Origin of the sequence: Bradyrhizobium sp. Ec3.3 (assembly GCF_000472925.1) — a bacterium.
Lineage (GTDB): Bacteria > Pseudomonadota > Alphaproteobacteria > Rhizobiales > Xanthobacteraceae > Bradyrhizobium.
Genome location: NZ_AXAS01000013.1, coordinates 77,019 through 102,407, shown reverse-complemented (window position 1 = coordinate 102,407; position 25,389 = coordinate 77,019). Strand labels below are relative to the sequence as shown.

Here is a 25,389-nt window from a genome sequence, read left to right as displayed (position 1 = left end):
GGTCCCTCCCGGGAGTTTCCCGGCGATCCATTTCGCGTCCGGCCCGCGCTGTCAAGCACGCGAGCGTCGCGCGCGGGCGCCAGCGCGGCGCCTGCGGCAAACTTGCGCCCAGGAAGGGGGGCACCAAGTCCAATGATTTGCAAAGAGGAACGCTGACGGCCGGCCTCGAGGCCGGCCGTCAAGTGAGTGCCACCATCACGCCGCGTCGCGATGTGCGGCGATGATCTGGTCGGCGGCGCGCCCCGTCACCTCGGCCATGTGGTCGAACTGGCGGGTGAAGCTGCCGGAGCCGGCGGTTGCGGAGCGCAGTTCGACGATCAGCTCGCCGATCTCGGCCTCCGGCATCATGGCGCGCACGCAGTCCCAGCCGCTCCAGCCGTCGCGGGTGTCGAAGCCGAGGATCTGGCCGCGCCGCGCCGATAAGATCGCGTTGATCTTGGCGGTCGCATCCGTCGGGCAGACGATCTCGACGACATGGATCGGCTCCAGCAGCACCGGCTGGCATTGCGGCAGGCCCTCGTTGAGCCCGATCCGCGCCGCCGTGCGGAACGCGAGATCGGAGGAATCGACGCTGTGATAGGAGCCGTCGGTCAGCGTCACCGCGACGTCGGTGACGGGGAAGCCGAGCGGGCCGCGCGTCAGGCCGTCGACGACGCCCTCCTCCACCGCCGGGATGTAGTTGCGCGGCACAGCGCCGCCGACCACCTTCTCGGCGAACTTGAACCCTTCTCCACGCGCGAGCGGCTTGATGTCGAGCACCACGTCGCCGAACTGGCCGTGGCCGCCGGACTGCTTCTTGTGCCGGCCGCGCTGGACGATCGGCTTGCGGATGGTCTCCTGGTAACCGATCGCCGGCGGATGAGACTTGACGTTGACGCCGAAGCGGTCACGCAGCCGCTCGCTGGCAACGCGCAAGTGCATCTCGCCCTGCCCCCACAGCACGGTATCGTGGGTCTGGGCGTTCATCACAATGACGAGCGAGGGGTCTTCCTCGTGCAGCCGGGCGAGCGCCTGGCCGAGCTTGACGTCATCCTTGCGGTCGGTGGCCGCGACCGATATCGCAAGCACCGGCGGCGTCGGCTCGACCGCGATCAGCTGAGACGGCTGGGTCTTACCGGTCGAGATCGTGTCGCCGGTCTTGATCGGATCGAGCTTGCCGAGCGCGATCGTGTCGCCGATCTCCGCCGACGGGCGCTTGGTATCATAGGCACCGTTGACGGCAAGAATGCCGGAGATGCGCCCCGCGCCGCCCGAGGCAGATTGCAGCGTGGCGCCGTCGTCGAGATGGCCGGCGAGCAGCCGCGTCAGCGACAGCTTTCCGCCATGCTGCGAATGCAGCGTCTTGAAGACGTAGCCGAGCGCATCCTTGCTGTCGGCCGCGCCAAGCCGCTTGGCGGTCTCGGCGATGCCGGGCGCCTCATGGCGCAGCGCCTTCATCAGCCGGAGCACGCCGTTCTCGCGTGCGGCGGCGCCGAGCAGCACCGGGCAGATCAGGCCCTCGCGCAGCTCGCGAGAGAGATCGTCGAACACGGAATCGCGCGGCGGCTGGATGTCTTCGAGCAATTGCTCCATCAGCGCGTCGTCGTGATCGGCGAGCTTCTCCAGCATCGAGAAGCGGGCTTCCTTCTCGCGGTCGAGATTGCCACCTTCGAGCGCGATGACCTCTGAGGCCTTATGCTCGCGATAGACGAAGGCGCGCTCGAGCGCGAGATCGACGAAGCCCTCGATCAGCTCGCCATTCCAGATCGGAATCTGGCGCAGCACCAGCGGCACGCGGGAGGCCGGCTGCAATGTCTCGAGCGTCTCGCGGATGCGCTTGTTGGCGCGATCGATCTTGTTGAGAAACAGGAAGCGCGGGATCTTCATCTCCTCCAGCTCGCGCAGGATGATCTGAAGCTGCGGCAGCTTCTTCTCGTCAGCCTCGCAGACCACGACCGCAGCGTCGACCGCGGGAAGCGCCGCGCGCATGTCGTGGGCGAACTCAACGGAACCCGGACAATCGAGGAAAGTGTAGCTGTCCCCCATGAAACTCGTGGTGGCAGCCGTCAGGCCCACAGTCATCTTGTGATGGCGGGCCTCTGGCGTGGCGTCGCCCACCGAAGTACCGGCGTCGACGCTGCCGGCACGCGGGACCGCGCCCGTTCGTGCCAAAATCGCTTCGAGAAGAGTGGTTTTACCGCTTTGGAAAGGGCCCACAAGCGCAATGCACCGTGGACCTCGGGGACTTCTGACGTCTTGTCCCATTCGCCGCCTCCTTCATGTGGAGCTCGGCCCGTGATTGGGTCGGCAAAGGTCGATGCTCTGCCGGTCCCTTCGTTTTGGCAAGCGCGAAACGTCGCTGCGGTGCGTCGTCGCTGAAACGTGTCTGACTGTTAGCGACCCGGCCGCAGTTCCAGGCTTTCGAGGCCCGCGGCGATGTTGAGTCCGACCTGGCCCTGCACGCTGAGCGGCTGAAGCGCGATCGAATTGTTGGAGCCGCCGACCAGTACGTTGCCTCCTAAGCCGACGCCGACCGACGCGCTGCCTTGCGCGCCGGCATAGTTGCCCGAGAGGTCGCCAGGCCCGAGGCGGTCGACCGGCGCGAACACACCCCACGCCAGCGCCGTCTCCTGGGTGATGCCGAGGTCGAGACCGACTTTGCGAATGGTCGCGACGTAGCGATCCTCGGGCAAGCCCTCGGCCCGCAGCACGCAGCCGAGATTGGTCACTGATCCAACCACGAAGCCGATGCTGGCGCCGCCGCGGCATTCGAGCACGCCGACCCGTACCATCCGCTGCTGCGCGCTCGCACCTGTGACAGACGCGACGAGGCCAAGCGCGGCAAGCCCGGCGAGGAGGAGTGAACGGCGCATGAAAGGTCTCCGGCTATGATGTGATGCGAGCAGAGAAGGCGCCGCACCCGCGGCGCGCGAAGCGTCTATGCCACAATAATCTTGGTGGTTCCAGATCGGACACATCTAAAACCGAATTCGCGGAGGGAGCCCCTCACCCCACCCTCTCCCCGTAAGAACGGGGCGAGGGAGCGAGAGAACCGTGCGCCCCTTACGGTGGAGAATAAGTAGAACGCGCCATCGGGCGCGACTTAATCTCTCCCCGCCCTTCAGCGGGGAGAGGTCGGATTGCGAAGCAATCCGGGTGAGGGGCAAGGCGCAATGCTGACCCAAGCAAGGATCCATCCGACTCGCATGCGAGCATTCGCCCTATCGTTCGAAGCACATAAAAAGGCCCGCCGAAGCGGGCCTTTTCTATTCTTGTCGCGATAGGCTTAGCGCAGGTTGCCGCAGAAGCGCTGGATGCGTTTGCAGGCGTCTTCGAGATCGGAGGTCTTGGTCGCGTAGGAGATGCGGAAGGCCGGACCGAGGCCGAAGGCCGAGCCCTGCACGACCGCGACGCCTTCGCTCTCGAGGAGCTCAGTGACGAACGCCTCGTCGTTTCCGATCACCTTGCCCGACGGTGCGGTCTTGCCGATCGTGCCGGCGCAGGACGGATAGACGTAGAACGCACCCTCGGGGCGCGGGCACTCGATGCCGTTCGCCTGGTTGAGCATGGAGACGACGAGGTCGCGGCGCTCCTTGAACACCTTGTTGTTCGCGGGGATGAAATCCTGCGGACCGTTCAACGCTTCCACCGAGGCCCACTGCGCAATCGAGCACGGGTTCGAGGTCGACTGCGACTGGATGGTCGACATCGCCTTGATGAGCTGCGCCGGACCGCCGGCATAGCCGATGCGCCAGCCGGTCATGCAGTAGGCTTTCGAGACGCCGTTCACGGTGAGCGTGCGCTCGTAGAGCTTCGGCTCGACCTGCGCGACGGTGGTGAACTGGAAGTCGTCATAGACGAGGTGCTCGTACATGTCGTCGGTCATCACCCAGACATGCGGATGCCTCACCAGCACGTCGGTGAGCGCCTTCAGCTCGGCCTTGGTGTAGGCCGCGCCGGTCGGGTTCGACGGCGAGCACAGGATGACCCATTTGGTCTTCGGCGTGATCGCACGCTCGAGCGCTTCGGCCTGGAGCTTGAAGCCGGCCGCGGCGGTGCAGACCACCGGCACCGGCTCGCCGCCGGCGAGCGCGACCATCTCGGGATAGCTGACCCAATAGGGCGCCGGGATGATCACCTCGTCGCCCGGATTGATGGTCGCCATCAGCGCGTTGTAGAGCACCTGCTTGCCGCCGGTGCCGACGATCACCTGGTTCGGCTTGTAGCTGACGCCGTTCTCGCGCTGAAATTTCGCGATGATCGCTTCCTTCAGCTCGGGGATGCCGTCGACCGCGGTGTACTTGGTCTTGCCGGCTTCGATGGCGCGGATCGCGGCCAACTTGATGTTGGCGGGCGTATCGAAGTCGGGCTCGCCGGCGCCGAGGCCGATGACGTTGCGGCCCGCCGCTTTCAGCGCGCGTGCTTTATCCGTGACCGCGATGGTCGCGGACGGCTTCACACGGTCGAGCGCAGCGGCAAGGAAGGACATCATCATCTCCTGGCGAGCGTCGTGAGCTCTTGGGCGTCACGACTCTGATTGTGGGAATGGATGTACCCTAGGACGGGTGCCGCTGCACCGCAAGAAACTTCGGCCCAATCCGGCAAAAGTTTACGGATCCGAGCCGGAGAGGCCCCGAATTTGGGCAATATTCCTAAACTTTGCTGCCGGAATCGCTTATATCCGGCAAGAATTGTCCTCCGAGCAATTTTGCTCTTTGCCGAACTGCAAGCTGCCATTTCGGCAAGGCCGTGCAACTTGACGATGCGAGGCATCCCGGATCGATTGCGCGGCTGATAACGCAACCATTCGATCCCGGCATGTCATCGCCGGCGCGCAGCGATCGCGGTCTGACGCAAGCGTGATGCGAATTGTTCTGTCGTGTTGAAATGATTTTTTGCGGCGTTGCAGTGCAGTAGCGATTTCAAGTTTTTCTAGCACGCGGCCCTTGCGGCGGATTCGCAACGGCATCATTGTTTAGCCGCGCTGCAGGGCAACAAGCGGCGCATCTTCCCGTCACCGGATCAGAACCTCTCGAATGTACAAGCTCTATTCGATGCAACGCTCCGGCAACAGCTACAAGGTCCGCCTTGCATTGGCGCTGTTGAACGTGCCCTACCAGGCAATCGAGATCGACATTCTGCGCGGAGAGAGCCGCACGCCGGATTTTCTTGCAAAGAATCCTTCCGGCCAGGTGCCGCTGCTCGAGGTCGGCGACGACCGCTACCTCGCCGAGTCCAACGCCATCCTCTGGTACGTGGCCGGCGGCACGCCGCTCGCGCCCGAGCAACGCATCGACCGCGCCGAGGCGCTGCAATGGATGTTCTTCGAGCAGCACGCGCTCGAGCCCAACATCGGCGCAGCCTATTTCTGGTTGTCGCTGGTCAAGGGCGGCCGCGACCTCCAGACCCACGCGCTGGAGGACTGGATGGAGCGTGGCTATGGCGCGCTCCAGGTGATGGAAAACCACCTCAAGACCGCCGAGTATTTTGCTGCGCGTCAGCTCACCGTCGCCGACATCGCGCTCTACGGCTACACCCATCTTGCCGACCGCTGCGACTTCGACCTCTCGACCTTCCCGGCGATCCGGGCCTGGCTGAAGCGGGTCGAGCAGGCGCCCGGCTTCGTGTCGATGGACTGGCGGCCGGCCGATGTCGACGATCCCGCGAGCATCGCCGCGAGCGCCTGAGCGGACTTTAGAATACCGGGCACAACGTTAACTTTTGCCACGATCTCGCCATGTTCGGCGCGATCGCTGCCCAAATGTTGCCGGTTGAAATTGTGACATTGGTTTGCGTCGCGGGTGATTCGCTCGCGCGTTGAAGGATTTAGACCATGGCTCGGGCGTCCGGCATGGTCGGCTTTCAGGGCCGACCTGCCCCCGTCGTCTCTTCCCGGCTGACAGGTGCCGTCGCGGCATCACTCGCGATCGCGGCGCTGTCGCTGTGCGTGATCGTCGCCCTGACGGTAATGACGACCCGGGCGACCATGGCGATGGGGCTTGCGGGCTGACCCTCGTTCCATCCCGGGCCACCACTCGGCACTTTCGTTGCCGGCCTGCGCAGACCGGCACCGCGACAGGACATTGATGAAGTCACCGGTGATCATCGTTGCAGCGACCCTGACCGCGGCCATCCTGGTCGCGGCATCGCTGTTGATTTTCGCCGGCACGCGCAAGAACACGGGCTCCTCGACGCTGAACATTCCGGCCGTGCACGGTCAGGTGGTGGCGTGAGGCGCGCACGCCAGCGTAGCGCTTGGTCAAACACGCGGCGACTTGGCTTAAAATCCGCAGAAAGCTCTGCGCGCCGCCGCAGCTACGCCTTAAGCATCGCAAGCGAAATCACACCGCAACGATGCAACGATCGGCCAATCTCCGCACGTTAGCTCGTCAGGGAGCAAGACAGGGCCATGCGGTTCGGATGGCGTACGATACCCGGTCCGGCGCTGACGGCAGCGACGGCGCTGCTGGCGCTCCTGCTCGATCGTTATCTTCCCGTCCCCGCACCCGCACCCCTGTTCGTCTGCATCGTTGCCTTTGCCGGCTCGCTCTCCGGCTTCGCCTCCGCCATGGTCAGTGCGACTGTTGCGGTGATAGGCACGGCGCTGTTCTTGCTCAATCACGGTGGCGTGCCGGGCTACACCACGACCGATCTCGTCCGGCTCGGCCTGCTGGCAATCACGGTAGCCGCCACCGCAGGGATTACCGGGCTGATGCGCGAGCGCCTGCTCGACGCCTTTGCGCTGGAGCGCCGGCACTACGCCACGGCGGCGCGCCTGTCGGCGGCGCTCGACCAGGTCGATATCGGCATTGTTTTGCTCGATGCAGAAACCCGCGCCGAGTTCATCAACCGCGCCTTCCGCGACTATTTCTCGCTGCCCGACGAGAAGGCCGAGAGCCGGCCGCCCTTCATCGCGCTGATGTATCACGGCCGCGATACGGGCGCCTTCGAGCTACCGGAAGACGAACTGAGCGCCTTCATCGCCGAGCGCATGGAGATGGTCAGGATCGGCGACGCCACGCCCATCAATATCAAGCTCCGCAATGGCGAGGTGCTGCGCTTCGTCTGCGCCGCGCTGCCCGATGGCGGGCGCATGCTGAGCTACACGCCGGTGACCGACCTCGTCCGCCACACCGATACGCCATCGCGCGCCGATTACTATCGCTCGCTGCGCGATCCCACCGGCCGCAACCTGATCCGTTATTTGCGCGTCGCTGAATAGCGCGATTGATCAGCGCGGCGAACATCCCGTATGAATGAAGGTACTGGCTTTTCGCCTCGCATTCCTCGATCGCGGAATTTTCTCATGTCCCTCACCATTCGGGCCGTCACCCAGCAAGATTACGATCAATGGCTGCCGCTGTGGGACGGTTACAACGCGTTCTACGGCCGCTCGGGTACGACCGCGCTCGCGGGCGAGATCACGCGCATGACGTGGGCGCGCTTCTTCGATGCCTATGAGCCCGTGCATGCGCTGGTCGCCGACAAGGACGGACAGTTGCTCGGCCTCACGCATTATTTGTTTCACCGCAGCACGACGGCGATCGAGCCGTCCTGCTATCTCCAGGACCTGTTCACGGCGGAAGCCGCGCGCGGCCAGGGCGTCGCCTCGGCGCTGATCTACGCCGTGTACGAGCGCGCGAAGGCCGCGGGCTCGCCCCGCGTCTACTGGCAGACGCATGAGACCAACCTCACCGCGCAGCGCCTCTACGACAAGGTGGCGGAGCGCTCCGGTTTCATCGTCTATCGCAAGATCTTCTGACCCGGGAATTTTGCAACCTGTGGATAAGTGAGGCTGTCACCCGCACGTAACATTGCGGGACTAGGCTCCCGCTTGCGCCTGATCAGGCCCCCCGTCACCGATCAAGCGCCCAAGCGGTCCCCGTCAGTCGCCGCGTCTGACCGGGGCCGCATTTTTTTGTGCGCATGGCAGCACCGCGGCCGTCGCCTTGCTGGTCGAGCGCACGGCCGTCAGAATGGGGCCTCGCCCGCACGTTCCTCTGACAGGACCTCTCATGGAAATCCGCAATCTCGGCGCCTCCGGCCTGCGCGTCTCCGCCGTCGGCATCGGCTGCAACAATTTCGGCCAGCGCACCGATCTGGAGACCTCGCGCAAGGTGATCCACCGCGCGCTCGATCTCGGCATCACCCTGTTCGACACCGCCGACATCTATGCCGGCATGGGCGGCTCGGAGACGGTCTTGGGCAACGTGCTCGGCGACCGCCGCAAGAACATCGTGCTTGCGACCAAGTTTTCCAAGCCCATGGCGAGCGACGGCACCAAGCAGGGTGCCTCGCGCCGCTACATCATGAGCGCCGTCGAGGCGAGCCTGAAGCGGCTGAAGACCGACTATATCGACCTCTACCAGCAGCATGATTACGACCCGCTGACGCCGCTGGAGGAGACGCTGCGCGCGCTCGACGATCTCGTGCGCCAAGGCAAGGTCCGCTATATCGGCAATTCGAACTTCCCGGCCTGGCGTATCGCAGAGGCTGAGTTCACCGCGCGTGCGATGAACGTCGGCCGCTTCATCTCTTGCCAGGACGAATACAGCCTCGTGGTGCGCGACATCGAGAAGGACCTGCTGCCGGCCGCGCAGGAGTACAAGCTTGGCCTCCTGCCGTTCTTCCCGCTGGCGAGCGGTCTTCTGACCGGAAAATACCAGCGCGGCGCGGCGGCGCCTGCCGATACGCGCTTTGCCAAGGCGCCGGCGTTGCGCGACCGCTACGTCACGCCGCGCAACGAGGATATCGTCGAGAAACTCCAGGCCTTCGCCAAGGCGCGCGGCCATACCATGGTCGAGCTCGCCTTCTCCTGGCTGGCGGCGCGTCCGCAGGTGGCCAGCGTGATCGCAGGCGCTACCCGCGTCGAGCAGGTCGAGGAGAACGTCAAGGCGATCACCTGGAAGCTTAGCACGGACGAGCTCGCCGAGATCGACGGGATCACCAAACGCTGACGCTTGGCACCGCGGCGCGCTAAAGCGCGATGAGATTAGGTTGAATCGTCATCGCGCTTTAGATTGTTGTTTGAGCGTTGATCTCCGCGCAAACGCGTACCGCGTTTGTCGCGAGGGAAAACCGCTCCACACTTCTCCGGATTATGTTCTATTTCGCGCCGCGCCCCACGGTCTGCATTACCTCAAAGCCTTCGAACTGGGGATGGCCGAGATAGAGCGGCTTGTTGTCGCCGGCTTTGTGATGCGCGGCGCGAAACGCCTCCGACTTGGTCCAGGCCTCGAACGCCGCATAATTCGCCCACACGGTATGCGAGGCATAGAGCGTGTGATCCTCGGCTTCCGGCCCTCTCAGCAGATGAAACTCGATGAAGCCCGGCACCTTGTCCAGATGCGTGTCGCGTGACAGCCACACCTGCTCGAAGGCCTTTTCCGACCCCTTGGCGACACGGAAGCGATTCATGGCGATGTACATTTTTTGATTTCTCCTGACGTAAGCGGAATTCGGCTCTCTCACTCCCTCTCCCCGTTCTTACGGGGAGAGGGTGGGGTGAGGGGCTGCATCCGCAAGTTCGGTCTGAATTGTACGCAGAACGCCGTCGATATTGCCGAGGACGTCGTTGTTCCAGAAGCGAAGAATCTTGTAGCCCTTCTCTCTCAGCCGTTCATCTCGGACGGCATCTGCTGCAGATTCATTGTGCTGCCCGCCGTCCACTTCGATGATGAGCCGCTTCTCGCGGCAGACGAAGTCGCAGATGAAGCCGATGATCGGCTCTTGCCGCACAAACTTGTTGCCGTCGATGCGGCGGCTGCGGATACGATTCCAGAGGACTGTCTCTGCGTCGGTCTGATCGACGCGTAGTCGACGTGCGAGTCGGATGGACTTCTGATCGTTGCTACGCATTGCCTTGCCCCTCACCCGGATCGCTGCGCGATCCGACCTCTCCCCGCGAAAGAGCGGGGAGAGGTTAAGAAACCAGCCCCCTCATCGGTCTTGCGCTGGCGCTGTCCGGGAACACGGTCTCGGCGAGCACGCGATCGTTCAGGCCGAACTGGTCTTGCAGCACGCCCTTGATCACGGCGCGCAGGTCGGTCGTCGGCTTGAGGTCGCGGCCCTCATAGAGGTTGGCGAGCTTCAGTCCCGGCCAGTCGGAGATCACACGGCCGCCTTTCACGGCGCCGCCGGCGAGCAGCGCGATGGTGCCGGTGCCGTGGTCGGTGCCGTCGGTGCCGTTGATGCGGGCGGTACGGCCGAATTCGGTTGCGACCACCACGACCGTGTCGCGCCAGCGATCCCCCAGGCCGCTTTCGAACTCGGCGAGCGCGCCGTCGAGGCCGCCGAGCAGGAATGCGAGCCGCCCAACCGCACCGCCTTCGTTGGCGTGCGTATCCCAGCCGTCGAACGCGAGTGCGGCGATGCGCGGGCCATCATCGGCCGCCATCAATTTTGCGGCGCCCTTCGCGACCAGGCGCATTTGCGCGACCGCGTTGCCTCCCTTCGGCTTCATGTCGTCGCCGCTTGCGGCCTTCTCGAGCTGCAAGCCTTGCGACAGCACGGATGCAAGCGCAGGATCGCGGTGACGATAGAGATCGACGAGCCGCATCGCGGTGTCGTCATCGGCCTGCGGCAGCGCGACCGGCGCCCAGCCGACGGTTGGCGCAGCCCCGCGCAGCACCAGCGGCGTGGTCGGTCCAACCGCGAGCCCGCTGGAGACGCGCTCGCCGCGCGGCAGCGCTTCCAGCGCGCGATTGAGCCAGCCGGACTGCACGCGGCCGGGCCCCGCATAGCCGCTTTCGAGCACGTCCTGGCCGTCGAAATGCGAGCGCTCGCGGTAGGGCGTCGACACTGCGTGGATGACCGCGGCATGCTTGTCGCGATACATGCGCGCGAATTCCGGCATCGACGGATGCAGCGCGAAGAACGAATCCAGCAGGAGTGCAGGGTGCTCGCCGTCGCGAGTCAGCGCGATCGAGCCGTGCAGGCCGGCATAATCGGGATCGCCGACCGGCGCGACGGTCGCAAGGCCGTCGAGCGCGCCGCGCAGGATCACTACGATCAGGCGGGGATCGCGACCGTCGGCCGCGCGCGCGAATTTCGGCAAGTAGGCCCAGGCGGCGAAGGAGGCGCCGCCAAGCAGTAGCGCGCGGCGCGAGGGGAGGAGCCGGTTCTCGGCACAATCCATCGTCATCTCCTCTGCAGTTCCGGCGACATCAGGAGCAGCGCCAGTGCCTGCTGGCGCGATTCCGCGCGCTCGATGGTCCGCCGCGTCTCGGTCGAAGCCGCATCCGCCGCGGCAAATTCCAGCAGATCGAGCGGGTCCATGTTGTTGCTGAGCCGCGAGCCGATCTGGACGGCGATGTCGAGGCGGAGCTTCATGCCCTCGGGCGCAGCCCAGGCGGCGTTGGTGTCGGGAAATCCGTTCGGCCCGGCCGGCGACCACAGCGGCTGTCCGAGCAGATTGAGGCTATTGAGATATTGTCCGGGATCTTCCGGCACGCGCGCGAGCAGCCTGCCGCTGGCGACCAGGAATTCGTAAGGGCTGCGCATCTTGGTCAGCGGCGCAGTCCACGCCTCGTTGGAATCGACGAGCGCCGTCGCAAGCGCCTTGAGGTCGCCGTCGGTCTTCGTGAATACGTCGCGCAGGCGCGCCACGAGCGCGGGCGGCGGATCGTCCGCAACGAAGTGCCGGGCGAACTTCGTGGCGATGAAGTTCGCGGTCGAGGGATGGCGCGCGATATCGGCGAGCGCCGCTTCGCCCTGCGCGAGCCCCGCCGCGTCATAGGTCTTGCCGAGCAGCCCCTGCGGTCCCGGCTGATGGGCATTGGCGTTGAACACGAAATTGCCGGGCTCGCCCAACCGGCCCTGCCGGCCCGCAAAAGTCCACCCCGTGATGATGCGCGCGAGCGAGGTGACGTCCTCCTGCGTGTAGCCGCCATTCACGCCGAGCGTATGCAGCTCCATGATCTCGCGCGCGAGATTTTCGTTGAGCCCGCGCTTGCGATTCTGGCCCGCGCGTGAATCCGGCCCCAGCGATTGCTGGTTGTCGAGGAAGAACAGCATCGCCGGATGCTGTTCGACAGCCTTCAGCATGTCGGCGAAACGGCCGAGCACATGGGGGCGGATCGCCTCGCGCTCGAACGAGCCGGCCCAGATCCGCGCCAGCTCGCCCTTGGCTGCCGAGATGCAGAAATGGTTGGACCAGAACGCAACCAGGCGCTCGGTGAAGCCGCAATCGGCGAGCGTGGCGCGTTGCAGCCGCGCCAAGGCCTCGGCGCGAAACGTCTTCTGGATCACATTCAGCGGCTGCGGCGCAGGCTTTGCGGCGGGCGGCGCCGCATTGGGCTGCATGGCATCAGCGGGTTTTGCCGCCGCATCAGACGCCTTCATCTGCGGCGACTGGCCGGCGATATCCATCGCAACCGCGTTGAGCGACAGGTTGCGGCGCGCTGCGGGCTTCTGATCGGCTGGCGTCGGCGGCGCGCCCTGGGTTTGCGGCGGCGGCCCTTCACCTGGTTTCGCTTCGCCAGGTTTCGATTCACCTGGTTTCGATTCACCTGGCGTGCCGGACTTGGCGGCGGCCTCGCGCGCCGCTTTCACCTGCGCCTGATATTCGAACACGGCCTGGCCGAGTTGCGGCGTCGATTGCAGGCCCGGCGCTTCCAGCCGCACGCCATTCGGCCGGCCCAGCTCCGACTTCACGAAACCGCGCGGGTCGGAGGCCGCATTGATGAAATCGCCGGATGCACCGCCGCGCGCGCCGAAACCGAACCGGTTGAGTGCAACGAGTGCGGCTTGCGAATCGCGGGCCATTGTTCTGTCCTTGCACTTCCTTGCGGCATGCGCGCCGACTACTATACCGCCGACAATGATGAACCCGGCATGAAAATGTCAGCGAAGCTTCGGCGCCAACGATGACAAATCGGAAAGAAATCCTCACCGCCCCCGCCGCACCTTTGCGTCAAATCGTGTGTTCCCGCTGCGGCACGGCGTTTTCATGCGCACTCTCGGGCTCTTGCTGGTGCGCCGAGGAGACGGCGCGGCTGCCGATGCCGACCGACGCCGAAGATTGCCTGTGCCGCGATTGTCTGCGCAAGGCAGTCAGTGAGACGGCGAAGGATTCTGGTCGCGAAAACTGATGTGGCCGCCTTAGAACTCCCTTTACCTTCGCCGGCTGGAACCCGCAGCTTCATGCATCTCTTAACCAGACACGGCTAGGTTGTGCGACGTCAATTCGAGTACGCCGCATGAGTCGTTTCATCCTGTTCACCTGCATGGCCTTCGTCACCGCCTTCGTCGGCGTCTCCTGGGCATTGCGTGGATTTCCCACCACCTCCTATTCGCCGATCGGCGAGTTGAAGCCGACGCTCACCGCAACATTCGGCGACGAGAGCGCGAAAGCGTATGAGCGCAAGGCGTGGGAGGCGGAGCACACCGCAATGAGCGACAAGGACCCGAAGCTCGACGCGCTGCGCATGGACGCCTTGCAGGCCGGCACCGCCTACGCCATGTCGCCTTGCGACAGGACGATGAAGGCCAATTTGATCGCGGCCACGTCGGCCTATGCGCGCGGCTACATGAAGATCTACGACTGCCCGAACCCGGCCATGGGTATGTTCTGTAGCGAACAGAAGCGCGACCAGGCCAACGCGGCGTATTCGACGCCGCTCGACGTGCGCGTCAAGGCGGCGCTCGCGGAAGCCTTCGAGCAGAAGGGCGTGGTCGAGGAGGATTTCCCGGAGGACATCCGTTTTGCTGTACTGGCATTCGCCGGCCCCGGCCTGTGGTCTGATCCCTCGCCCGTATGCCTGCCGCGGCAGCGCATGACAGCGAGCCCCAGATGAGCCGCATCTGGTTCGTCGTCTGGGCGATCGTCGTTGTGCAGGTCGCGGCGTGGGCGTTTGCGCCGGAGCCGAAGGCCCCGCAAGCACCCGCAAGCGACGGTCCAGGGTATGGCAGCAGCGAGAAATATTCGGTTGACGCCAGAGTGAGCCAGCGTGCCGACGCAATCGCTGCGCTGGAACGTCCCTATGGGGCTCGCTGCACAGACGACGGCCGCAAGCAGTTCATCGGCGGCCTCAACGAATACTACTATCAGCGCCAGAACCAGATGGAGCGCTATCCCGAAACATTCGGCAAGCCCGGCGCTGACTACATCGCCAGGCAATGGTCGACGGGAGAGGACCAGCGCATCGATCGACTGACCCAGGAAGCCTATGCGCAAGGCTATCTGAAGCTGTCGGACCTGAACAACGTCGCACGCAAGATGGTCGAAGCTGTCGTCAGGAACGAGCGCGTGATCGCGAAAGCCTGCGCGGGGTGACCGGCGCGGGTTCTACACCGGGTGGCCCGGCGAGTTGCGCGCCATGCCGTCGAACGCGTCGAGCAGCTTTTCGCGCCAGGCGTAGACGGGATCGTCAATCTCCAGCAGCTTGAACGGGCTCACCACGCGCGCCCATTGGAATCCGCCGAACACGATGTAGTCGGCATAGTTCGGCGCGCTGCCGCCGAGGAAGGCTTGCGTCTTCAGGGTGAGACGCATGATGTCGAGCGATTTGCGGAAGGCAACGACGGCGGTGTCGCGGCTCGCCATGATCTCCTCCAGCGGCTTGCCGAAGCGCGCTTCACGCGTCCGGCGGAAATAATCCGCATCGACCTGTGCCAGGTTCTTCGAAATGTCGGCGATGATCAACGGAAAGATGCCGCCGACGATCGCGATGTCGCCCCATCCGTTCAGCATCCGCGCCATGGCGCGGCCGCCCTCCCCGCCGAACAGCGACGGACGATCGGGAAAGGTGTCTTCGAGATAGTTGGCAATGGTCCAGGAATCGACGACCGGCCTGTCGTCGTGCAGCAGCACCGGAACCCTTTCCGAGCCGTGCGCCGTGATCGCGGCTTTCTCGGTGAAGCGCCAGGGCAGCGTGTCGGCGGCGAGACCCTTATGCGCAAGCGCCATGCGCGTGCGCCAGCAATACGGACTGAAGGGCCGCCCGGCGTCGGTGCCGACGAGTTCGAAGAGTTTGAGTGACATGAGTGGCCCCGCTGCTGTGATTAGCGGAGAGAGTAACCGTCACCGCAAGGAGCGCAAGTGAAGTAGCAATCCAGATTGCCGCGGCAGCGAAATTCTTGCTTCGCTTTACTCACTGCGCCGGCGTCACTGTGATGGTTCTGACTTCGGTCTTCTGCATGCTCCGGCCGAGCGCGCGCGCCGAGGTCACGGACTTGTCGGTGATCTTGCGCGTCATGCCGTCCTCGACCTCGAGCACAGCGCGCTCGTCGAGCGAGAGCACCATCTGCTTGACGATGTCGTCGATCTGCTGCGGCGTCGCGCTGTTGCCGGCGGCGGCCATCAGCTTCTTCATCAGCGACTGCGTGAACTCCTTCAACGCTGCGGCGTCGTAAGAGGTGGTGTTGACATAGGTGCGCTTGCCGGTGGCAGCATCCGCCTCGGTCAGCTCGAAGCTGGCGTTGGATTTCATCGCACCGCCGCCGAGCGGACTATCGACCGTATCGGTCGAGCGCCTGACCTCGCCCCGCTTCATGCCGGTCACCTGCGCTTTTGCCAGTTGCGGCAAATCTTCGACGTAGCTGGTCGCGGCCTTGTCGGCGTCAACTTCAACGAAGCCCGCCATGATCTGGTTGAGCAGGGCGACAAGCTGCGGCTTGTCCTTGTACGGCTCAGTGAGGCTGCCGGCCATCCTGCGCACGGCGGCCTTGGCCTCATCGAGATTGTCGACACGCACCGGCCTGCCGTGCACATCGGTGGTGACCTTGATCGGGACATCGTCGAGCGCCTTCGCGACGGAACGCACCAGCGGCAGCGTCGGATCGTTGCCCTCCGCCGTGGTGCCGCGATGGACATAGGTGATGCGAAAACCGTCGGCGACCTTCGCATCGAAGGTCATCTCGGCACGCGACTTGAGCAGCGAATTCCGCGTGCCGCCCTCCGCCCTGGCCTCGTCGGTGCTGGTTTCGGTTTCGATGATCCAGCGGCTGCCGACCGGCGGATCGAAGGGACGCTCGGGCGGCTCTGCGGCGCAGGCGGTGTGAAGTGCGAGGGCGGCGAACGCGGCGGCGAACGTCCCGGCACGGCGGATGGTGTCAAACTGCGGGTGTATCATGCGTCCCTCCAGCCCTTGGTGGTGGTGTGGAGGGAATGGGTTCAATTACCGTCCGTTCGCGCGCAGCAACTTCTCGCCGTCCTCCGTCACTGCGATGATCAGGCCCATGCCGGGCAGCGTCTCCCGCGCGACATAGCCGCGGTCGGCGGCGTCTTCCCAGATCGTCAGGCGCGGGCAGGAGGTCTTCCAGGTCGAAATCACCTCGGCATAGGCGCGCGGCTCGCGCGCGATCCATTCGACGAAATCGAGCACCAGCGGGTCTGCGCCGTCAGTCATTGCACACCTCCGTTCTCAAAGGCCGCCATCACGGGCGTACGGACCAGCAGCCAGCTTCCATAGGCGATGTAGTAGCAGGCGATCGTGGTGATCAGCCGCGTCGCCCAGACGCGGTATTGCTGGTCGGTCATCGCCTCCAGGAGGCGCCGCGCCAGCGAGGTGCCGAGCATCGAGGCCGCGATCGCGACCCCCGCGAGCACCGGATCGAGCGTCGCCGCCTGATCGATGATGCCGCCGAAATAAAGCAGCTTCGTGAAATGGCTCGCGACCTGGCAGGTCGCTTTCGTCGCCACGATCTCGCGCCGGCCGAACTTGCCGCCGAGGAAGAAGGTGTCCATCAATGGACCCGAAACGCCGGTCATCAGCATCAGGCCCATGCAGATCGAGCCGTAGAACGTGCCCTGCCAGATGCTGTCGGGGTTGGGCTTGATGCCTGCCGGCATCATCCGCGCCATGAACGGCGTCACGCCGAGCAGCAGCAGCGCGACCGGCTTGTCCGGCACGTAGCGCGTGATCGACCAGAGCGCCAAGGCCAGCGCGCAGCCGATCAGATAGACGAACACCGGCCGCCAGCGGATATGCGCCCGCCACAGGAATGCGCGCCAGCCGTTCGAGGCCATCTGCGTGATCGCATGCAGCACCATCGCGGTCGGCAGCGGCATCAGCGCCAGCAGCACGCCGATCAGGATCAGCCCGCCCGCCATGCCGAACAGCCCCGACAGGAACGCCGTGGCGACCATCAGTAATCCGAGGGCAGCGATCATGATGGGCGTCACGAGAAAATCTCCAGCGTTGGGCTCTGCGAGTAAGGGACGCAAATTGCTAGTTCTCCCTTGCCCCGCTGTCGCGAGGAGAGGGTGGGGTGAGGGGCTGCTTCCGCGAATTCGGCGCGAGAAGGACTCGCGGAGACTCCCCTCACCCGATCGCTTCGCGATCGACCTCTCCCCGTAAGAACGGGGCGAGGTGAAGTGCAGCACGCGTCGCGAAAATCGCCTTCAATTCTTGTGCCTCGCTTGTGGAACTCACGCAAACTGAGTTATCTTGGCCTGGCATCAGCTTTCCTGAGGGTACGGCGCTTGCGACGGCTGCTCTTTCTCAACGGCATCAAGGCATTCGAGGCAACGGCGCGGACCGGCAGCTTTGCCGCGGCAGGCGTCGAGCTGAGCGTCTCCGCCGCCGCGGTCAGCCGCATGGTGCACCTGCTCGAGGAGCGCCTCGGCGTCGCGCTGTTCGAGCGCAAGGCCAACAAGCTCGTGCCGACGCAAGCGGGCCGCGCCTATCAGAGCGGGCTGACACCGATCTTCGATGCGCTGGCAAGCCTCACTGCGCAGGTGACGGCACCCTCCAGCGTGCGCGTGCTCACCATCGGCGTCGGCCACACCTTTGCAATGCGCTGGCTGATCCCGCGTCTTTCCGAGTTCCGCAGCGAGGAGCCGGATATCGAGGTGCGCTTCACCACCGGCGGCGCGGCGGTGCCGTTCGGCGAGGACTGGAGCTGCGGCATCAAGCTCGGCACCGGTGACTGGCCGGGACTGGTCGCCGAGCCGCTGTTCGCCGGCGACCTCACGCCGGTCTGCGTACCTCGCCTGGCCACATCCCTGAAGCGGCCGGCCGACCTCAAGGGCCCGAGCCTGATCCGCGTCGCGCATTCGCCGGAGGACTGGCCGCTTTGGCTGAAGGCGGCGAATGTCAGCCGCGTCACCGCGCGCGGGCCCGAGTTCGAGTTCTACGGCCAGGCCTTGCAGGCCGCCGTCGACGGGCTCGGCATCGCGATGGGCATCCGCCCCTATATCGACGACGATCTCGCCGCCGGCCGGCTGGTGGCACCGTTCGACCTCTCGGTGCCCAAGGGCATGCGCTGGTATCTGGTGTATCGCAGCTTCCAGACCGAGCAGCGCGACTTTGCCGCGTTCCGCCGCTGGATCATGCGCACCGCCGCGGAACCTGCCGTGCGCCCACGCAAGGGCGCGCGCCTCGCCGCGCGCGCCTGAGGCGAAAAAGCCGCCTCCGTGTGAACGGCTTCACACGCGCTTTCGCGCGGACGTGGTCTCCTAACCCTCCAACGAGAAATTGGGGACTACGAATGACGACGCTTTACGACGGCTTTGACATCGAATCGTTCGAGGCTGGCAAGGGCCTGTGGCATGCCCGCATCCGGCGAGCCGACTTAAGCCTTCTCGCCATCGACGGCGTGCTGTTTCCGGCAATGGAGGTCGGTTTCGCCTGGCCCGATCCGGAAGCCGCGATCGCCGATGCCAAGCACCATATCGACCGCTTCCGCCGGCGGACGGAGCACGACGACGAGGGATTTTGACCGGGATATTTTTGACACAGCGCGCTGGCGAAACGAGGACTGAAGTCATGTCGCAGATCGAGTTCGAAGAGACGCAACCGCTGGCCCAATCCTGTCACCGATCCGTGCTGTCGAGCTGCCCGGAATGCGCCGGCGAGCTCGCCGTGCTCCGGGTGATCAGCGGCCGCGCCGACTGCGAGTACTGGACCATGCGCTGCACCCATTGTGGCGGGATCCATCTCGACATCGTCCCACCGCAAGCGCTGAGCGAAGACGGCGGCTCGCTGCCGGCGGCGTGAGCCTGCTGCCAACCTGCTGTCAGCAGGCTGACCCGAGCAGGGGCATTCGCCCTTTCCTGTGCGGCGGACTCGTCCCATATTCGGAGGATGGCGAAGAAACCTGCTCCCCCCGAAAAATCCGTCAAAACCCCGAAATCCAAAGCACATCGGCCCGACGTGCAGCCGATCGCGCCGGCACTGGCCGAACTGCTCAATCCCGCGATCAATCGCGGCGAGAGCGGCATCGGCTCGTCCACGGGGCTGCAGCCGCCGCCGGACAATTCGCGCGACCGCCGCGCCGGCGGCGAGGCCGCCGCACATCGCGCACGAGCGTCGACGCCGAAGGATTTTCCGGCCGATCGCCCCGCGGGGTTGGAGGAAGCGCCGCAGGCTAATTATGGCACCGCCGCGACCGTGCCGTTCCTCGATCCGGAACTGGCCCGTCAGCTCGGACTGCCCACGGAGGAGGATGACGCGGAAGCCCTGGCGCGTCCCCCGCGCAGCAAGATGGAGGCGCTTGGCGTCAAGGCCACCGCGGACGCGCTGGAGACGCTGATCCGCGAGGGACGACCGGAGTTCCGCAAGGACGACGGCTCCACGAAGGTGTGGACGCCGCACCGGCCGCCGCGCCCGGAAAAGTCCGAAGGCGGCGTGCGCTTCGAGATCAAGTCGGAATACCAGCCCAAGGGCGATCAGCCGACCGCGATCGCCGAGCTCGTCGAAGGCGTCGAGCGCAACGATCGCTCGCAGGTGCTGCTCGGCGTCACCGGCTCGGGCAAGACCTACACGATGGCAAAGGTGATCGAGGCGACGCAGCGCCCTGCCCTGATACTGGCGCCGAACAAGACGCTCGCCGCCCAGCTCTATGGCGAGTTCAAGAATTTCTTCCCCGACAACGCGGTCGAATATTTCGTCTCGTATTACGACTATTACCAGCCCGAAGCCTACGTCCCGCGCACCGACACCTATATCGAGAAGGATTCGTCGATCAACGAGCAGATCGATCGCATGCGCCATTCGGCGACGCGCGCGCTGCTCGAACGCGACGACGTCATCATCGTCGCCTCGGTGTCCTGCATCTACGGTATCGGTTCGGTCGAGACCTATACCGCGATGACCTTCGCGCTGAAGAAGGGCGAGCGCATCGACCAGCGCCAGCTCATCGCCGACCTCGTCGCGCTGCAATACAAGCGCACGCAGGCCGACTTCACCCGCGGCACTTTTCGTGTTCGAGGTGATGTGATCGACATCTTCCCGGCGCACTATGAGGACCGCGCCTGGCGCGTGAATCTGTTCGGCGACACCATCGAGAACATCGAAGAGTTCGACCCGCTCACCGGCCACAAGCAGGACGAGCTCGAATTCATCAAGATGTACGCCAACTCGCATTATGTGACGCCGCGCCCGACGCTGGTGCAGGCAATCAAGTCGATCAAGTTCGAGCTGAAGCAGCGGCTCGACCAGCTCCACGACCAGGGGCGCCTGTTAGAAGCGCAGCGGCTGGAGCAGCGCACCACCTTCGATCTCGAGATGATGGAGGCGACGGGAAGCTGCGCCGGCATCGAGAACTATTCGCGCTACCTGACCGGCCGCCGTCCCGGCGAGCCGCCGCCGACGCTGTTCGAATACGTGCCCGACAACGCGCTGATCTTCGCCGACGAGAGCCACGTCACCATCCCGCAGATCGGCGCCATGTTCCGCGGCGACTTCCGCCGCAAGGCAACGCTCGCCGAATACGGCTTCCGTCTGCCCTCCTGCATGGACAACCGCCCCTTGCGGTTCGAGGAGTGGGACATGATGCGGCCGCAAACGGTCGCAGTCTCGGCGACGCCCTCGGGCTGGGAGCTGAACGAGAGCGGCGGCGTATTCGTCGAGCAGGTGATCCGTCCCACCGGCTTGATCGATCCGCCCGTCGACATCCGCCCGGCGCGCACGCAGGTCGACGACCTCGTCGGCGAGGTCCGCGCCACCGCGCAGGCCGGCTATCGCTCACTGATCACGGTGCTCACAAAACGCATGGCGGAGGACCTCACCGAATATTTGCACGAGCAGGGCATTCGCGTGCGCTACATGCACTCGGATATCGATACCATCGAGCGCATCGAGATCATCCGCGATTTGCGACTCGGCGCCTTCGACGCGCTGGTCGGCATCAACCTCTTGCGCGAGGGCCTCGACATTCCCGAATGCGCGCTGGTTGCGATCCTCGACGCCGACAAGGAAGGTTTTCTGCGCAGCGAGACCTCGCTGATCCAGACCATCGGCCGCGCCGCGCGCAACGTCGACGGCAAGGTGATCCTCTATGCCGACCAGATGACCGGCTCGATGGAGCGCGCCATCGCCGAGACCAACCGCCGCCGCGAAAAGCAGGTCGAGTACAACAACGCCAACGGCATCACGCCGGAGAGCGTGAAGAAACAGATCGGCGACATCCTCAACTCCGTCTATGAGCGCGACCACGTGCTGGTCGAGGTCGGCGGCCACGACATGACCGACGACGTCATCTCAATCGGCCACAACTTTGAAGCCGTGCTCGCTGACCTCGAAACCCGCATGCGCGAGGCCGCCGCCGACCTGAACTTCGAGGAGGCCGCGCGCCTGCGCGACGAGGTCAAGCGCCTGCGCGCCACCGAGCTTGCGGTGGTCGACGATCCCACCGCGAAGCAGCGCACAGTGCAGGGCAAGGCCGGCGCCTATGCCGGCACCAGGAAATATGGCGACGCCGCCAACCTCCCGGTCGGCGCCATGAAGAAGAGGACGGTGGGCTCCGCGCTCAAGGCCAGCGGCAGCAGCGGCTCAAAGGTCCACAAGCCGCATCTCGACGAGATGCACGGCCCGGAGTCGCTGCCTTATCGCGAGAGCCGCGCGCTGCCGTCAAAGCCGTTCGGCAGCACGAGCCGGATCATCCAGCCCACCGACTCGCGGCAGTCGGGCCCGGAGTTCGGGCCAGCGCCGAAGTCGACGGGAGGAGCGCCGGGGCGAAGGGGTGGGTGGAAGAAGAGGTAGGTTGGGCGCTCGCATTCTACCCAAGAAGCAAGAGACGCGATGGATTCCGGGCTCGCCGCTTTGCGGCGCCCCGGAATGAAGACGAGAGATTGCCGCCTCCCCGCACGCATTGCCGCGCCAAGCCGATAACGACACATCGTCTCCACTTTGCATGCGCTGCTTGCACACACGCTTGTGAAGCCAGAGTGTGACCAGTCGGCTTGCCGGTGTGACCTACTTCACCTGACGATTTCCACGTTTCAATTACGAATTGCCGGGGTGGACATTTTAGAGGAGTGATAGACATGGCAATGGCGGTGAAACGTGGTGCGATTCCGAGCCCGCGACACGAACTGGCAGCGGCGATGCCGCATGTGGCGCTGGCTCACGTCCCGACCCATCACCTGTTCTTCCCCAAGAAACTTTCGATCTGGCACAACGACGTCCATGGCGACTGCGTGACCGCCGAAGAAGCCTTCGCCAAGGCCTGCCACAAGCCGGAGATCTTCATCAGCGATGCCGAGGTGGAGAAATGGGCCAAGGCCCACGGCGTCTACGAGGGCGCGGTGCTCATCAACGTGCTGAAGGCCATGCAGAAGGAAGGCTTCAGCCAGAGCGATCACTCCTATGATGACGGCCACGCGAGCACGGTCGACTGGACCAACCCGGCGGTGCTGAAGAGTGCGCTGTATCACGGGCCGGTCAAGATCGGCGTCGCCGCCGACCAGCTCGAGACCACCTGCCGCGCGCACAATTTCAAGACCGGCTGGTTCGCCACCGGCTACACACAGGACAACAACGAGGATCATTGCGTGAGCCTGTGCGGCTACGGCACCATCAGTTGGCTGGCGCATCAGCTCGACGCCTCCGTGCCATCGGGCGTGGACGGCACCAAGCCCGGCTATGCCATGTTCACCTGGGGCAGCATCGGCATCATCGACGTGCCGTCGATGGTGGCGATCACCCACGAAGCATGGCTGCGGACGCCAACCACCGTCGTGGTCTGATTGAGCCACGGACTCGCCTTACCTCTCCCGCTTGCGGGGGAGGTCGCGGCGCAAAGCGGCGCGGGGCTCTCTCCACTCAGAGAATCCTGATTGCGGAAAAACCCTCTCCCCCGCCCTCTCCCGCAAGTGGGAGAGGGAGCGCGCCTGCAACGCTGTTTGCGGCCGCATCCAATCGCATCGTACCCTACCCGACGCTCGCTACCACCACGGCCAGCACCGACAGCATCAACATGATCGTCAGCAGTTGCAGCGAGGCCGCGGGCTGCGTGCGCCACTCCGTGATCTTGTCCGACAGCGACAAATGGCCGTCGAAGAATTTCGGCTCGTAGATCATCCGGAACAGGGTCGGCAGCTTCGGCCCCAGCGACACCGCGAGCAGCGCGCGGACCAGCGATGCGCCGACGACGAAGACGGCGACGCCGGCGTCGCCGACGAGGTCCTTGTTGCCGACGAGCTTGAGCATCAGCGCGGCGGCCGCAAAGGTCGGAAAGCTTTGCAGAATCGCGGTCAACGCAAAACCTTCGAGCAGGTTTTGCAGGCGGGATTTCCGGGCAGCGGCGGTCACAGCCATACGTGTTTCCCTGATGACACGCGTATGACACTAACCCCAGCCGGCGTCGCCTGATGTGAGCTGGCTCACGTGCCCGGCGTCGCGCGCCATCGACAAGCCTGCTGCGCCATTGCCCCATGGCCCTATCGCACACGAACCCGCGCAGGAAAATAGTCACACAATGTACAATTGCACACCATGAACCTGGTATTGCACCGCCGCGTCAAAACCTCTGCAATCCTCGGTGTTTTTGCGGATTGCTGGGATCGGGCAGGCCGCGATAGCGTTTGCTATGCGCGGGCAAATGAGGGGCGGCGGAGCATGACGGTTGAGAGCTTGAACAGGCAGCGCGTGCTGCATCTCCTCGAGACTTTTGCGCGCGGCGATCTCGATGCCGCGCTGGCATGCTGCACCGACGACGTCGACTTCCTCACTCACGCACCGATCGACGTGCTGCCGCACATGGTGCCGCGGCACGGCAAGGCCGAGCTGCGAAAACTCTGGCAGACGGTGTGGTCGCGCTATTCCGAGATCCGCCACGAGCCGGAGCGCGTCGTCGCCGAGGGCGATCAGGTCGCGACGTACTTGCGCACCTTCTTCAGGAAGCGGACCAACGAGCGCATCGTGCAGGTCGACATGGCCGTGTTCTATTCGCTGCGCGACGGGCTCGTATCGGAGATCCGCGAGATCATCGATTCCTACGACCTGGTGCAGCAGGTGCTCGAGCGCGAGATCGGCCCGCTGATCGTGGGGGAGCCGGTGGGAGGGTAGCGAGGCTTCTATCACCTTGTCATTGCGAGGAGCTCTTGCGCAATCCAGACTCCCTCCGCGGAGACAGTCTGGATTGCTTCGCTTCGCTCGCAATGACGCTGTGGATGAAGTGTCGCTCGATCACCGAGGCCCATGCTCATGAAAACACCCAACCCTCCCGCAAGCGAGAGTTAGAATTGAACCTCGCTCTTCCCTCCCCCGACCCACCTCGGGGCGTTGTGGACGCCGGCCAACTTGAGTCCGGGCCTATGAAGATCGCGTTGCTTGCCTTTTTGGGGCTGTTTCTGGGGTCGCTTGGCGGGGCTGCGCTGGGCATCGGAGCCGGGCTCGCCTGGGTCGAAATCTTCAAGACCACGAATTTCGAGGGCTATAGCGGCATGCTGGTGTTCTTCACCTTCATGCCCCTGGGGGCCGGGATCGGCGGGATCGCCGGCGGCGTGCTGTTCGGCCTGCTGGCGATGCGCGACGACGCGATCGCCGTCCAGCGGGAACCCGTGCCCCGGACCGACCGGTAAATTACGGGGTTCTATTGTAAATTTCACAAAGCGCACTCAATTGTGCATGGCGAAAACGTGAATTGCGTTTTCGCGTGCCAGGCTTATTTGTTTGCGTACGAACGAATTCAGCAACCCCGCGACGCCTACTGTGCATGGGGTTGTTTTCGTTTTTTGCTAGCCAGTTTCAGGAACGACCCAAATGACAGAGCATAGTCTCTGGCGTTTCTCGCGCGCGTTGCATGGCGCGATCAACGACCGGCAGTTTGAGGATCTCGAGACCCTGATCGACGAGGACGTCGACTGGGCGGTCTACGGCCCGATCGACATGTTTCCGTTTCTCGGCGCCCGCCAGGGCAAGGACGCCGTGCTCGACGTCATCCGCCAGATCGCGGACAATTTCCGCGTCCGCCGCTTCGACCGCGAGACCATCATGCTGGGCGTGGATTCCGCCTCGTCCATGCTGCGCTATTCGCTCACGGCGCTCGATTCGGACAAGCCGATCTCGCTGCGGGTGGCGCAGTTCGCGCAGTTCAAGGCCGGCAGGCTGCTCAACATGCGCGTGCTGATCGACACCTTTGATCTCGTCGAGCAGGCGCTCGGCCGTCCCATTCATCTGCCGAAGATGAGCCGGGTGGGGTGAGGGCACCAACGGGTCCCGTCATTCCCGGGCCCGATGACGT

28 protein-coding genes are annotated in these 25,389 nt (G+C 64.6%); 16 read left to right on the top strand and 12 right to left on the bottom strand.

The genetic code is table 11. The features are described from left to right. Positions 1-195 precede the first annotated feature (195 nt). From YUU_RS0115090 to YUU_RS0115080, 3 genes are all read right to left on the bottom strand, one after another. Entirely contained in the window at positions 196-2,244 is a 2,049-nt protein-coding gene (locus YUU_RS0115090) for an elongation factor G (protein WP_027523139.1), read from the bottom strand. A 128-nt stretch (positions 2,245-2,372) separates the two neighbouring features. Beyond that, on the bottom strand, positions 2,373-2,852 hold the full coding sequence (locus YUU_RS0115085; RefSeq protein ID WP_027523138.1) for a DUF992 domain-containing protein: 480 nt from the start codon (positions 2,850-2,852) through the stop codon (positions 2,373-2,375). A gap of 413 nt (positions 2,853-3,265) precedes the next feature. Continuing rightward, positions 3,266-4,468: a pyridoxal phosphate-dependent aminotransferase gene (locus YUU_RS0115080; protein ID WP_027523137.1), complete on the bottom strand. Its 1,203-nt coding sequence runs from the start codon at positions 4,466-4,468 to the stop codon at positions 3,266-3,268. A 547-nt stretch (positions 4,469-5,015) separates the two neighbouring features. On the opposite strand from YUU_RS0115080, the gene YUU_RS0115070 reads away from it, so the two are divergent. From YUU_RS0115070 to YUU_RS0115045, 6 genes are all read left to right on the top strand, one after another. After that, on the top strand, positions 5,016-5,666 hold the full coding sequence (locus tag YUU_RS0115070) for a glutathione S-transferase family protein (protein ID WP_027523135.1): 651 nt from the start codon (positions 5,016-5,018) through the stop codon (positions 5,664-5,666). Between the two features lie 146 nt (positions 5,667-5,812). Continuing rightward, positions 5,813-5,989, top strand: coding sequence for a hypothetical protein (locus YUU_RS60230; RefSeq protein WP_198031759.1), 177 nt, complete (start codon positions 5,813-5,815; stop codon positions 5,987-5,989). A 76-nt stretch (positions 5,990-6,065) separates the two neighbouring features. Beyond that, entirely contained in the window at positions 6,066-6,212 is a 147-nt protein-coding gene (locus tag YUU_RS60225; RefSeq protein WP_198031758.1) for a hypothetical protein, read from the top strand. Positions 6,213-6,388: 176 nt separating this feature from the next. Further along, the gene (locus tag YUU_RS0115055) at positions 6,389-7,201 is read left to right on the top strand and encodes a PAS-domain containing protein (RefSeq protein WP_027523134.1); all 813 of its coding nucleotides are present in this window, start codon (positions 6,389-6,391) and stop codon (positions 7,199-7,201) included. Positions 7,202-7,285: 84 nt separating this feature from the next. Further along, positions 7,286-7,741, top strand: a complete 456-nt coding sequence (locus YUU_RS0115050; RefSeq protein ID WP_027523133.1) for a GNAT family N-acetyltransferase — start codon at positions 7,286-7,288, stop codon at positions 7,739-7,741. A 253-nt stretch (positions 7,742-7,994) separates the two neighbouring features. Further along, the gene (locus YUU_RS0115045; RefSeq protein WP_027523132.1) at positions 7,995-8,936 is read left to right on the top strand and encodes an aldo/keto reductase; all 942 of its coding nucleotides are present in this window, start codon (positions 7,995-7,997) and stop codon (positions 8,934-8,936) included. Positions 8,937-9,084: 148 nt separating this feature from the next. On the opposite strand, the gene YUU_RS0115040 is transcribed toward YUU_RS0115045, so the two are convergent. From YUU_RS0115040 to YUU_RS0115025, 4 genes are all read right to left on the bottom strand, one after another. Continuing rightward, positions 9,085-9,408 (bottom strand): antibiotic biosynthesis monooxygenase, encoded by a 324-nt coding sequence (locus YUU_RS0115040; protein WP_027523131.1) that lies wholly within the window; start codon positions 9,406-9,408, stop codon positions 9,085-9,087. Positions 9,409-9,465: 57 nt separating this feature from the next. Next, positions 9,466-9,837: an endonuclease domain-containing protein gene (locus YUU_RS0115035; RefSeq protein WP_027523130.1), complete on the bottom strand. Its 372-nt coding sequence runs from the start codon at positions 9,835-9,837 to the stop codon at positions 9,466-9,468. Positions 9,838-9,901: 64 nt separating this feature from the next. Beyond that, entirely contained in the window at positions 9,902-11,122 is a 1,221-nt protein-coding gene (locus YUU_RS0115030) for a DUF1501 domain-containing protein (RefSeq protein ID WP_027523129.1), read from the bottom strand. After that, entirely contained in the window at positions 11,119-12,744 is a 1,626-nt protein-coding gene (locus tag YUU_RS0115025; protein WP_027523128.1) for a DUF1800 domain-containing protein, read from the bottom strand. Before YUU_RS0115025 ends, YUU_RS0115030 begins: the two co-directional genes overlap by 4 nt. A gap of 434 nt (positions 12,745-13,178) precedes the next feature. On the opposite strand from YUU_RS0115025, the gene YUU_RS0115020 reads away from it, so the two are divergent. After that, entirely contained in the window at positions 13,179-13,775 is a 597-nt protein-coding gene (locus tag YUU_RS0115020) for a hypothetical protein (protein WP_051389749.1), read from the top strand. Beyond that, complete coding sequence (locus tag YUU_RS0115015; protein WP_027523126.1) at positions 13,772-14,254, top strand: hypothetical protein; 483 nt, start codon at positions 13,772-13,774, stop codon at positions 14,252-14,254. Before YUU_RS0115020 ends, YUU_RS0115015 begins: the two co-directional genes overlap by 4 nt. 12 nt (positions 14,255-14,266) lie before the next feature. Here YUU_RS0115015 and YUU_RS0115010 read toward each other — a convergent pair whose 3' ends face one another. The 4 genes from YUU_RS0115010 to YUU_RS0114995 all read right to left on the bottom strand — a co-directional run bounded on the left by YUU_RS0115010 (position 14,267) and on the right by YUU_RS0114995 (position 17,104). Continuing rightward, a complete protein-coding gene (locus YUU_RS0115010) occupies positions 14,267-14,962 on the bottom strand; it encodes a glutathione S-transferase family protein (RefSeq protein ID WP_027523125.1) in 696 nt (231 codons plus the stop codon). Positions 14,963-15,071: 109 nt separating this feature from the next. Next, positions 15,072-16,052 carry a hypothetical protein gene (locus YUU_RS0115005; protein ID WP_027523124.1) on the bottom strand — a complete coding sequence of 327 codons (981 nt, stop codon included), beginning with the start codon at positions 16,050-16,052 and terminating at the stop codon, positions 15,072-15,074. 45 nt (positions 16,053-16,097) lie between these two features. Next, entirely contained in the window at positions 16,098-16,328 is a 231-nt protein-coding gene (locus tag YUU_RS0115000; RefSeq protein WP_027523123.1) for a hypothetical protein, read from the bottom strand. Further along, positions 16,325-17,104 carry a sulfite exporter TauE/SafE family protein gene (locus YUU_RS0114995; RefSeq protein ID WP_027523122.1) on the bottom strand — a complete coding sequence of 260 codons (780 nt, stop codon included), beginning with the start codon at positions 17,102-17,104 and terminating at the stop codon, positions 16,325-16,327. Before YUU_RS0114995 ends, YUU_RS0115000 begins: the two co-directional genes overlap by 4 nt. Before the next feature lie 300 nt (positions 17,105-17,404). Between YUU_RS0114995 and YUU_RS0114990 the strand changes: the two genes are divergently transcribed. The 5 genes from YUU_RS0114990 (at position 17,405) to YUU_RS0114970 (ending at position 22,891) form a co-directional block, all read left to right on the top strand. Continuing rightward, positions 17,405-18,319, top strand: coding sequence for a LysR substrate-binding domain-containing protein (locus tag YUU_RS0114990; protein ID WP_027523121.1), 915 nt, complete (start codon positions 17,405-17,407; stop codon positions 18,317-18,319). Positions 18,320-18,411: 92 nt separating this feature from the next. Continuing rightward, a complete protein-coding gene (locus YUU_RS0114985; protein WP_027523120.1) occupies positions 18,412-18,642 on the top strand; it encodes a hypothetical protein in 231 nt (76 codons plus the stop codon). Positions 18,643-18,689: 47 nt separating this feature from the next. Beyond that, the gene (locus YUU_RS0114980) at positions 18,690-18,920 is read left to right on the top strand and encodes a hypothetical protein (protein ID WP_027523119.1); all 231 of its coding nucleotides are present in this window, start codon (positions 18,690-18,692) and stop codon (positions 18,918-18,920) included. An 87-nt stretch (positions 18,921-19,007) separates the two neighbouring features. Continuing rightward, positions 19,008-21,905, top strand: coding sequence for an excinuclease ABC subunit UvrB (uvrB, locus tag YUU_RS0114975; protein WP_027523118.1), 2,898 nt, complete (start codon positions 19,008-19,010; stop codon positions 21,903-21,905). Positions 21,906-22,189: 284 nt separating this feature from the next. Beyond that, complete coding sequence (locus tag YUU_RS0114970; RefSeq protein WP_156944303.1) at positions 22,190-22,891, top strand: hypothetical protein; 702 nt, start codon at positions 22,190-22,192, stop codon at positions 22,889-22,891. Positions 22,892-23,075: 184 nt separating this feature from the next. Here the strand turns inward: YUU_RS0114970 and YUU_RS0114965 are convergent, their stop codons facing one another. After that, complete coding sequence (locus YUU_RS0114965) at positions 23,076-23,462, bottom strand: hypothetical protein (RefSeq protein ID WP_027523116.1); 387 nt, start codon at positions 23,460-23,462, stop codon at positions 23,076-23,078. A 300-nt stretch (positions 23,463-23,762) separates the two neighbouring features. Here YUU_RS0114965 and YUU_RS0114960 point away from each other — a divergent pair, with 300 nt between their 5' ends. From YUU_RS0114960 to YUU_RS0114950, 3 genes are all read left to right on the top strand, one after another. Beyond that, positions 23,763-24,212 (top strand): nuclear transport factor 2 family protein, encoded by a 450-nt coding sequence (locus tag YUU_RS0114960; protein ID WP_027523115.1) that lies wholly within the window; start codon positions 23,763-23,765, stop codon positions 24,210-24,212. Positions 24,213-24,460: 248 nt separating this feature from the next. After that, complete coding sequence (locus YUU_RS0114955) at positions 24,461-24,727, top strand: hypothetical protein (RefSeq protein ID WP_027523114.1); 267 nt, start codon at positions 24,461-24,463, stop codon at positions 24,725-24,727. 181 nt (positions 24,728-24,908) lie between these two features. Beyond that, a complete protein-coding gene (locus YUU_RS0114950; protein WP_027523113.1) occupies positions 24,909-25,349 on the top strand; it encodes a nuclear transport factor 2 family protein in 441 nt (146 codons plus the stop codon). The last annotated feature ends 40 nt before the right edge of the window (positions 25,350-25,389 follow it).

Coding starts and splice junctions, on each gene's coding strand:
- YUU_RS60225 (WP_198031758.1), top strand. CDS start 6,066: ATGAAGTCACCGGTGATCATCGTTGCAGCGACCCTGACCGCGGCCATC.
- YUU_RS0115010 (WP_027523125.1), bottom strand. CDS start 14,962: ATGTCACTCAAACTCTTCGAACTCGTCGGCACCGACGCCGGGCGGCCC.
- YUU_RS0115035 (WP_027523130.1), bottom strand. CDS start 9,837: ATGCGTAGCAACGATCAGAAGTCCATCCGACTCGCACGTCGACTACGC.
- YUU_RS0115090 (WP_027523139.1), bottom strand. CDS start 2,244: ATGGGACAAGACGTCAGAAGTCCCCGAGGTCCACGGTGCATTGCGCTT.
- YUU_RS0115030 (WP_027523129.1), bottom strand. CDS start 11,122: ATGACGATGGATTGTGCCGAGAACCGGCTCCTCCCCTCGCGCCGCGCG.
- YUU_RS0114950 (WP_027523113.1), top strand. CDS start 24,909: ATGACAGAGCATAGTCTCTGGCGTTTCTCGCGCGCGTTGCATGGCGCG.
- uvrB (WP_027523118.1), top strand. CDS start 19,008: ATGGCGAAGAAACCTGCTCCCCCCGAAAAATCCGTCAAAACCCCGAAA.
- YUU_RS0115085 (WP_027523138.1), bottom strand. CDS start 2,852: ATGCGCCGTTCACTCCTCCTCGCCGGGCTTGCCGCGCTTGGCCTCGTC.
- YUU_RS0114965 (WP_027523116.1), bottom strand. CDS start 23,462: ATGGCTGTGACCGCCGCTGCCCGGAAATCCCGCCTGCAAAACCTGCTC.
- YUU_RS0115050 (WP_027523133.1), top strand. CDS start 7,286: ATGTCCCTCACCATTCGGGCCGTCACCCAGCAAGATTACGATCAATGG.
- YUU_RS0115025 (WP_027523128.1), bottom strand. CDS start 12,744: ATGGCCCGCGATTCGCAAGCCGCACTCGTTGCACTCAACCGGTTCGGT.
- YUU_RS0114985 (WP_027523120.1), top strand. CDS start 18,412: ATGACGACGCTTTACGACGGCTTTGACATCGAATCGTTCGAGGCTGGC.
- YUU_RS0114980 (WP_027523119.1), top strand. CDS start 18,690: ATGTCGCAGATCGAGTTCGAAGAGACGCAACCGCTGGCCCAATCCTGT.
- YUU_RS0115045 (WP_027523132.1), top strand. CDS start 7,995: ATGGAAATCCGCAATCTCGGCGCCTCCGGCCTGCGCGTCTCCGCCGTC.
- YUU_RS0115005 (WP_027523124.1), bottom strand. CDS start 16,052: ATGATACACCCGCAGTTTGACACCATCCGCCGTGCCGGGACGTTCGCC.
- YUU_RS0114955 (WP_027523114.1), top strand. CDS start 24,461: ATGAAGATCGCGTTGCTTGCCTTTTTGGGGCTGTTTCTGGGGTCGCTT.
- YUU_RS0114960 (WP_027523115.1), top strand. CDS start 23,763: ATGACGGTTGAGAGCTTGAACAGGCAGCGCGTGCTGCATCTCCTCGAG.
- YUU_RS0115080 (WP_027523137.1), bottom strand. CDS start 4,468: ATGTCCTTCCTTGCCGCTGCGCTCGACCGTGTGAAGCCGTCCGCGACC.
- YUU_RS0115000 (WP_027523123.1), bottom strand. CDS start 16,328: ATGACTGACGGCGCAGACCCGCTGGTGCTCGATTTCGTCGAATGGATC.
- YUU_RS0115040 (WP_027523131.1), bottom strand. CDS start 9,408: ATGTACATCGCCATGAATCGCTTCCGTGTCGCCAAGGGGTCGGAAAAG.
- YUU_RS60230 (WP_198031759.1), top strand. CDS start 5,813: ATGGCTCGGGCGTCCGGCATGGTCGGCTTTCAGGGCCGACCTGCCCCC.
- YUU_RS0114970 (WP_156944303.1), top strand. CDS start 22,190: ATGGCAATGGCGGTGAAACGTGGTGCGATTCCGAGCCCGCGACACGAA.
- YUU_RS0115020 (WP_051389749.1), top strand. CDS start 13,179: ATGAGTCGTTTCATCCTGTTCACCTGCATGGCCTTCGTCACCGCCTTC.
- YUU_RS0115055 (WP_027523134.1), top strand. CDS start 6,389: ATGCGGTTCGGATGGCGTACGATACCCGGTCCGGCGCTGACGGCAGCG.
- YUU_RS0115070 (WP_027523135.1), top strand. CDS start 5,016: ATGTACAAGCTCTATTCGATGCAACGCTCCGGCAACAGCTACAAGGTC.
- YUU_RS0115015 (WP_027523126.1), top strand. CDS start 13,772: ATGAGCCGCATCTGGTTCGTCGTCTGGGCGATCGTCGTTGTGCAGGTC.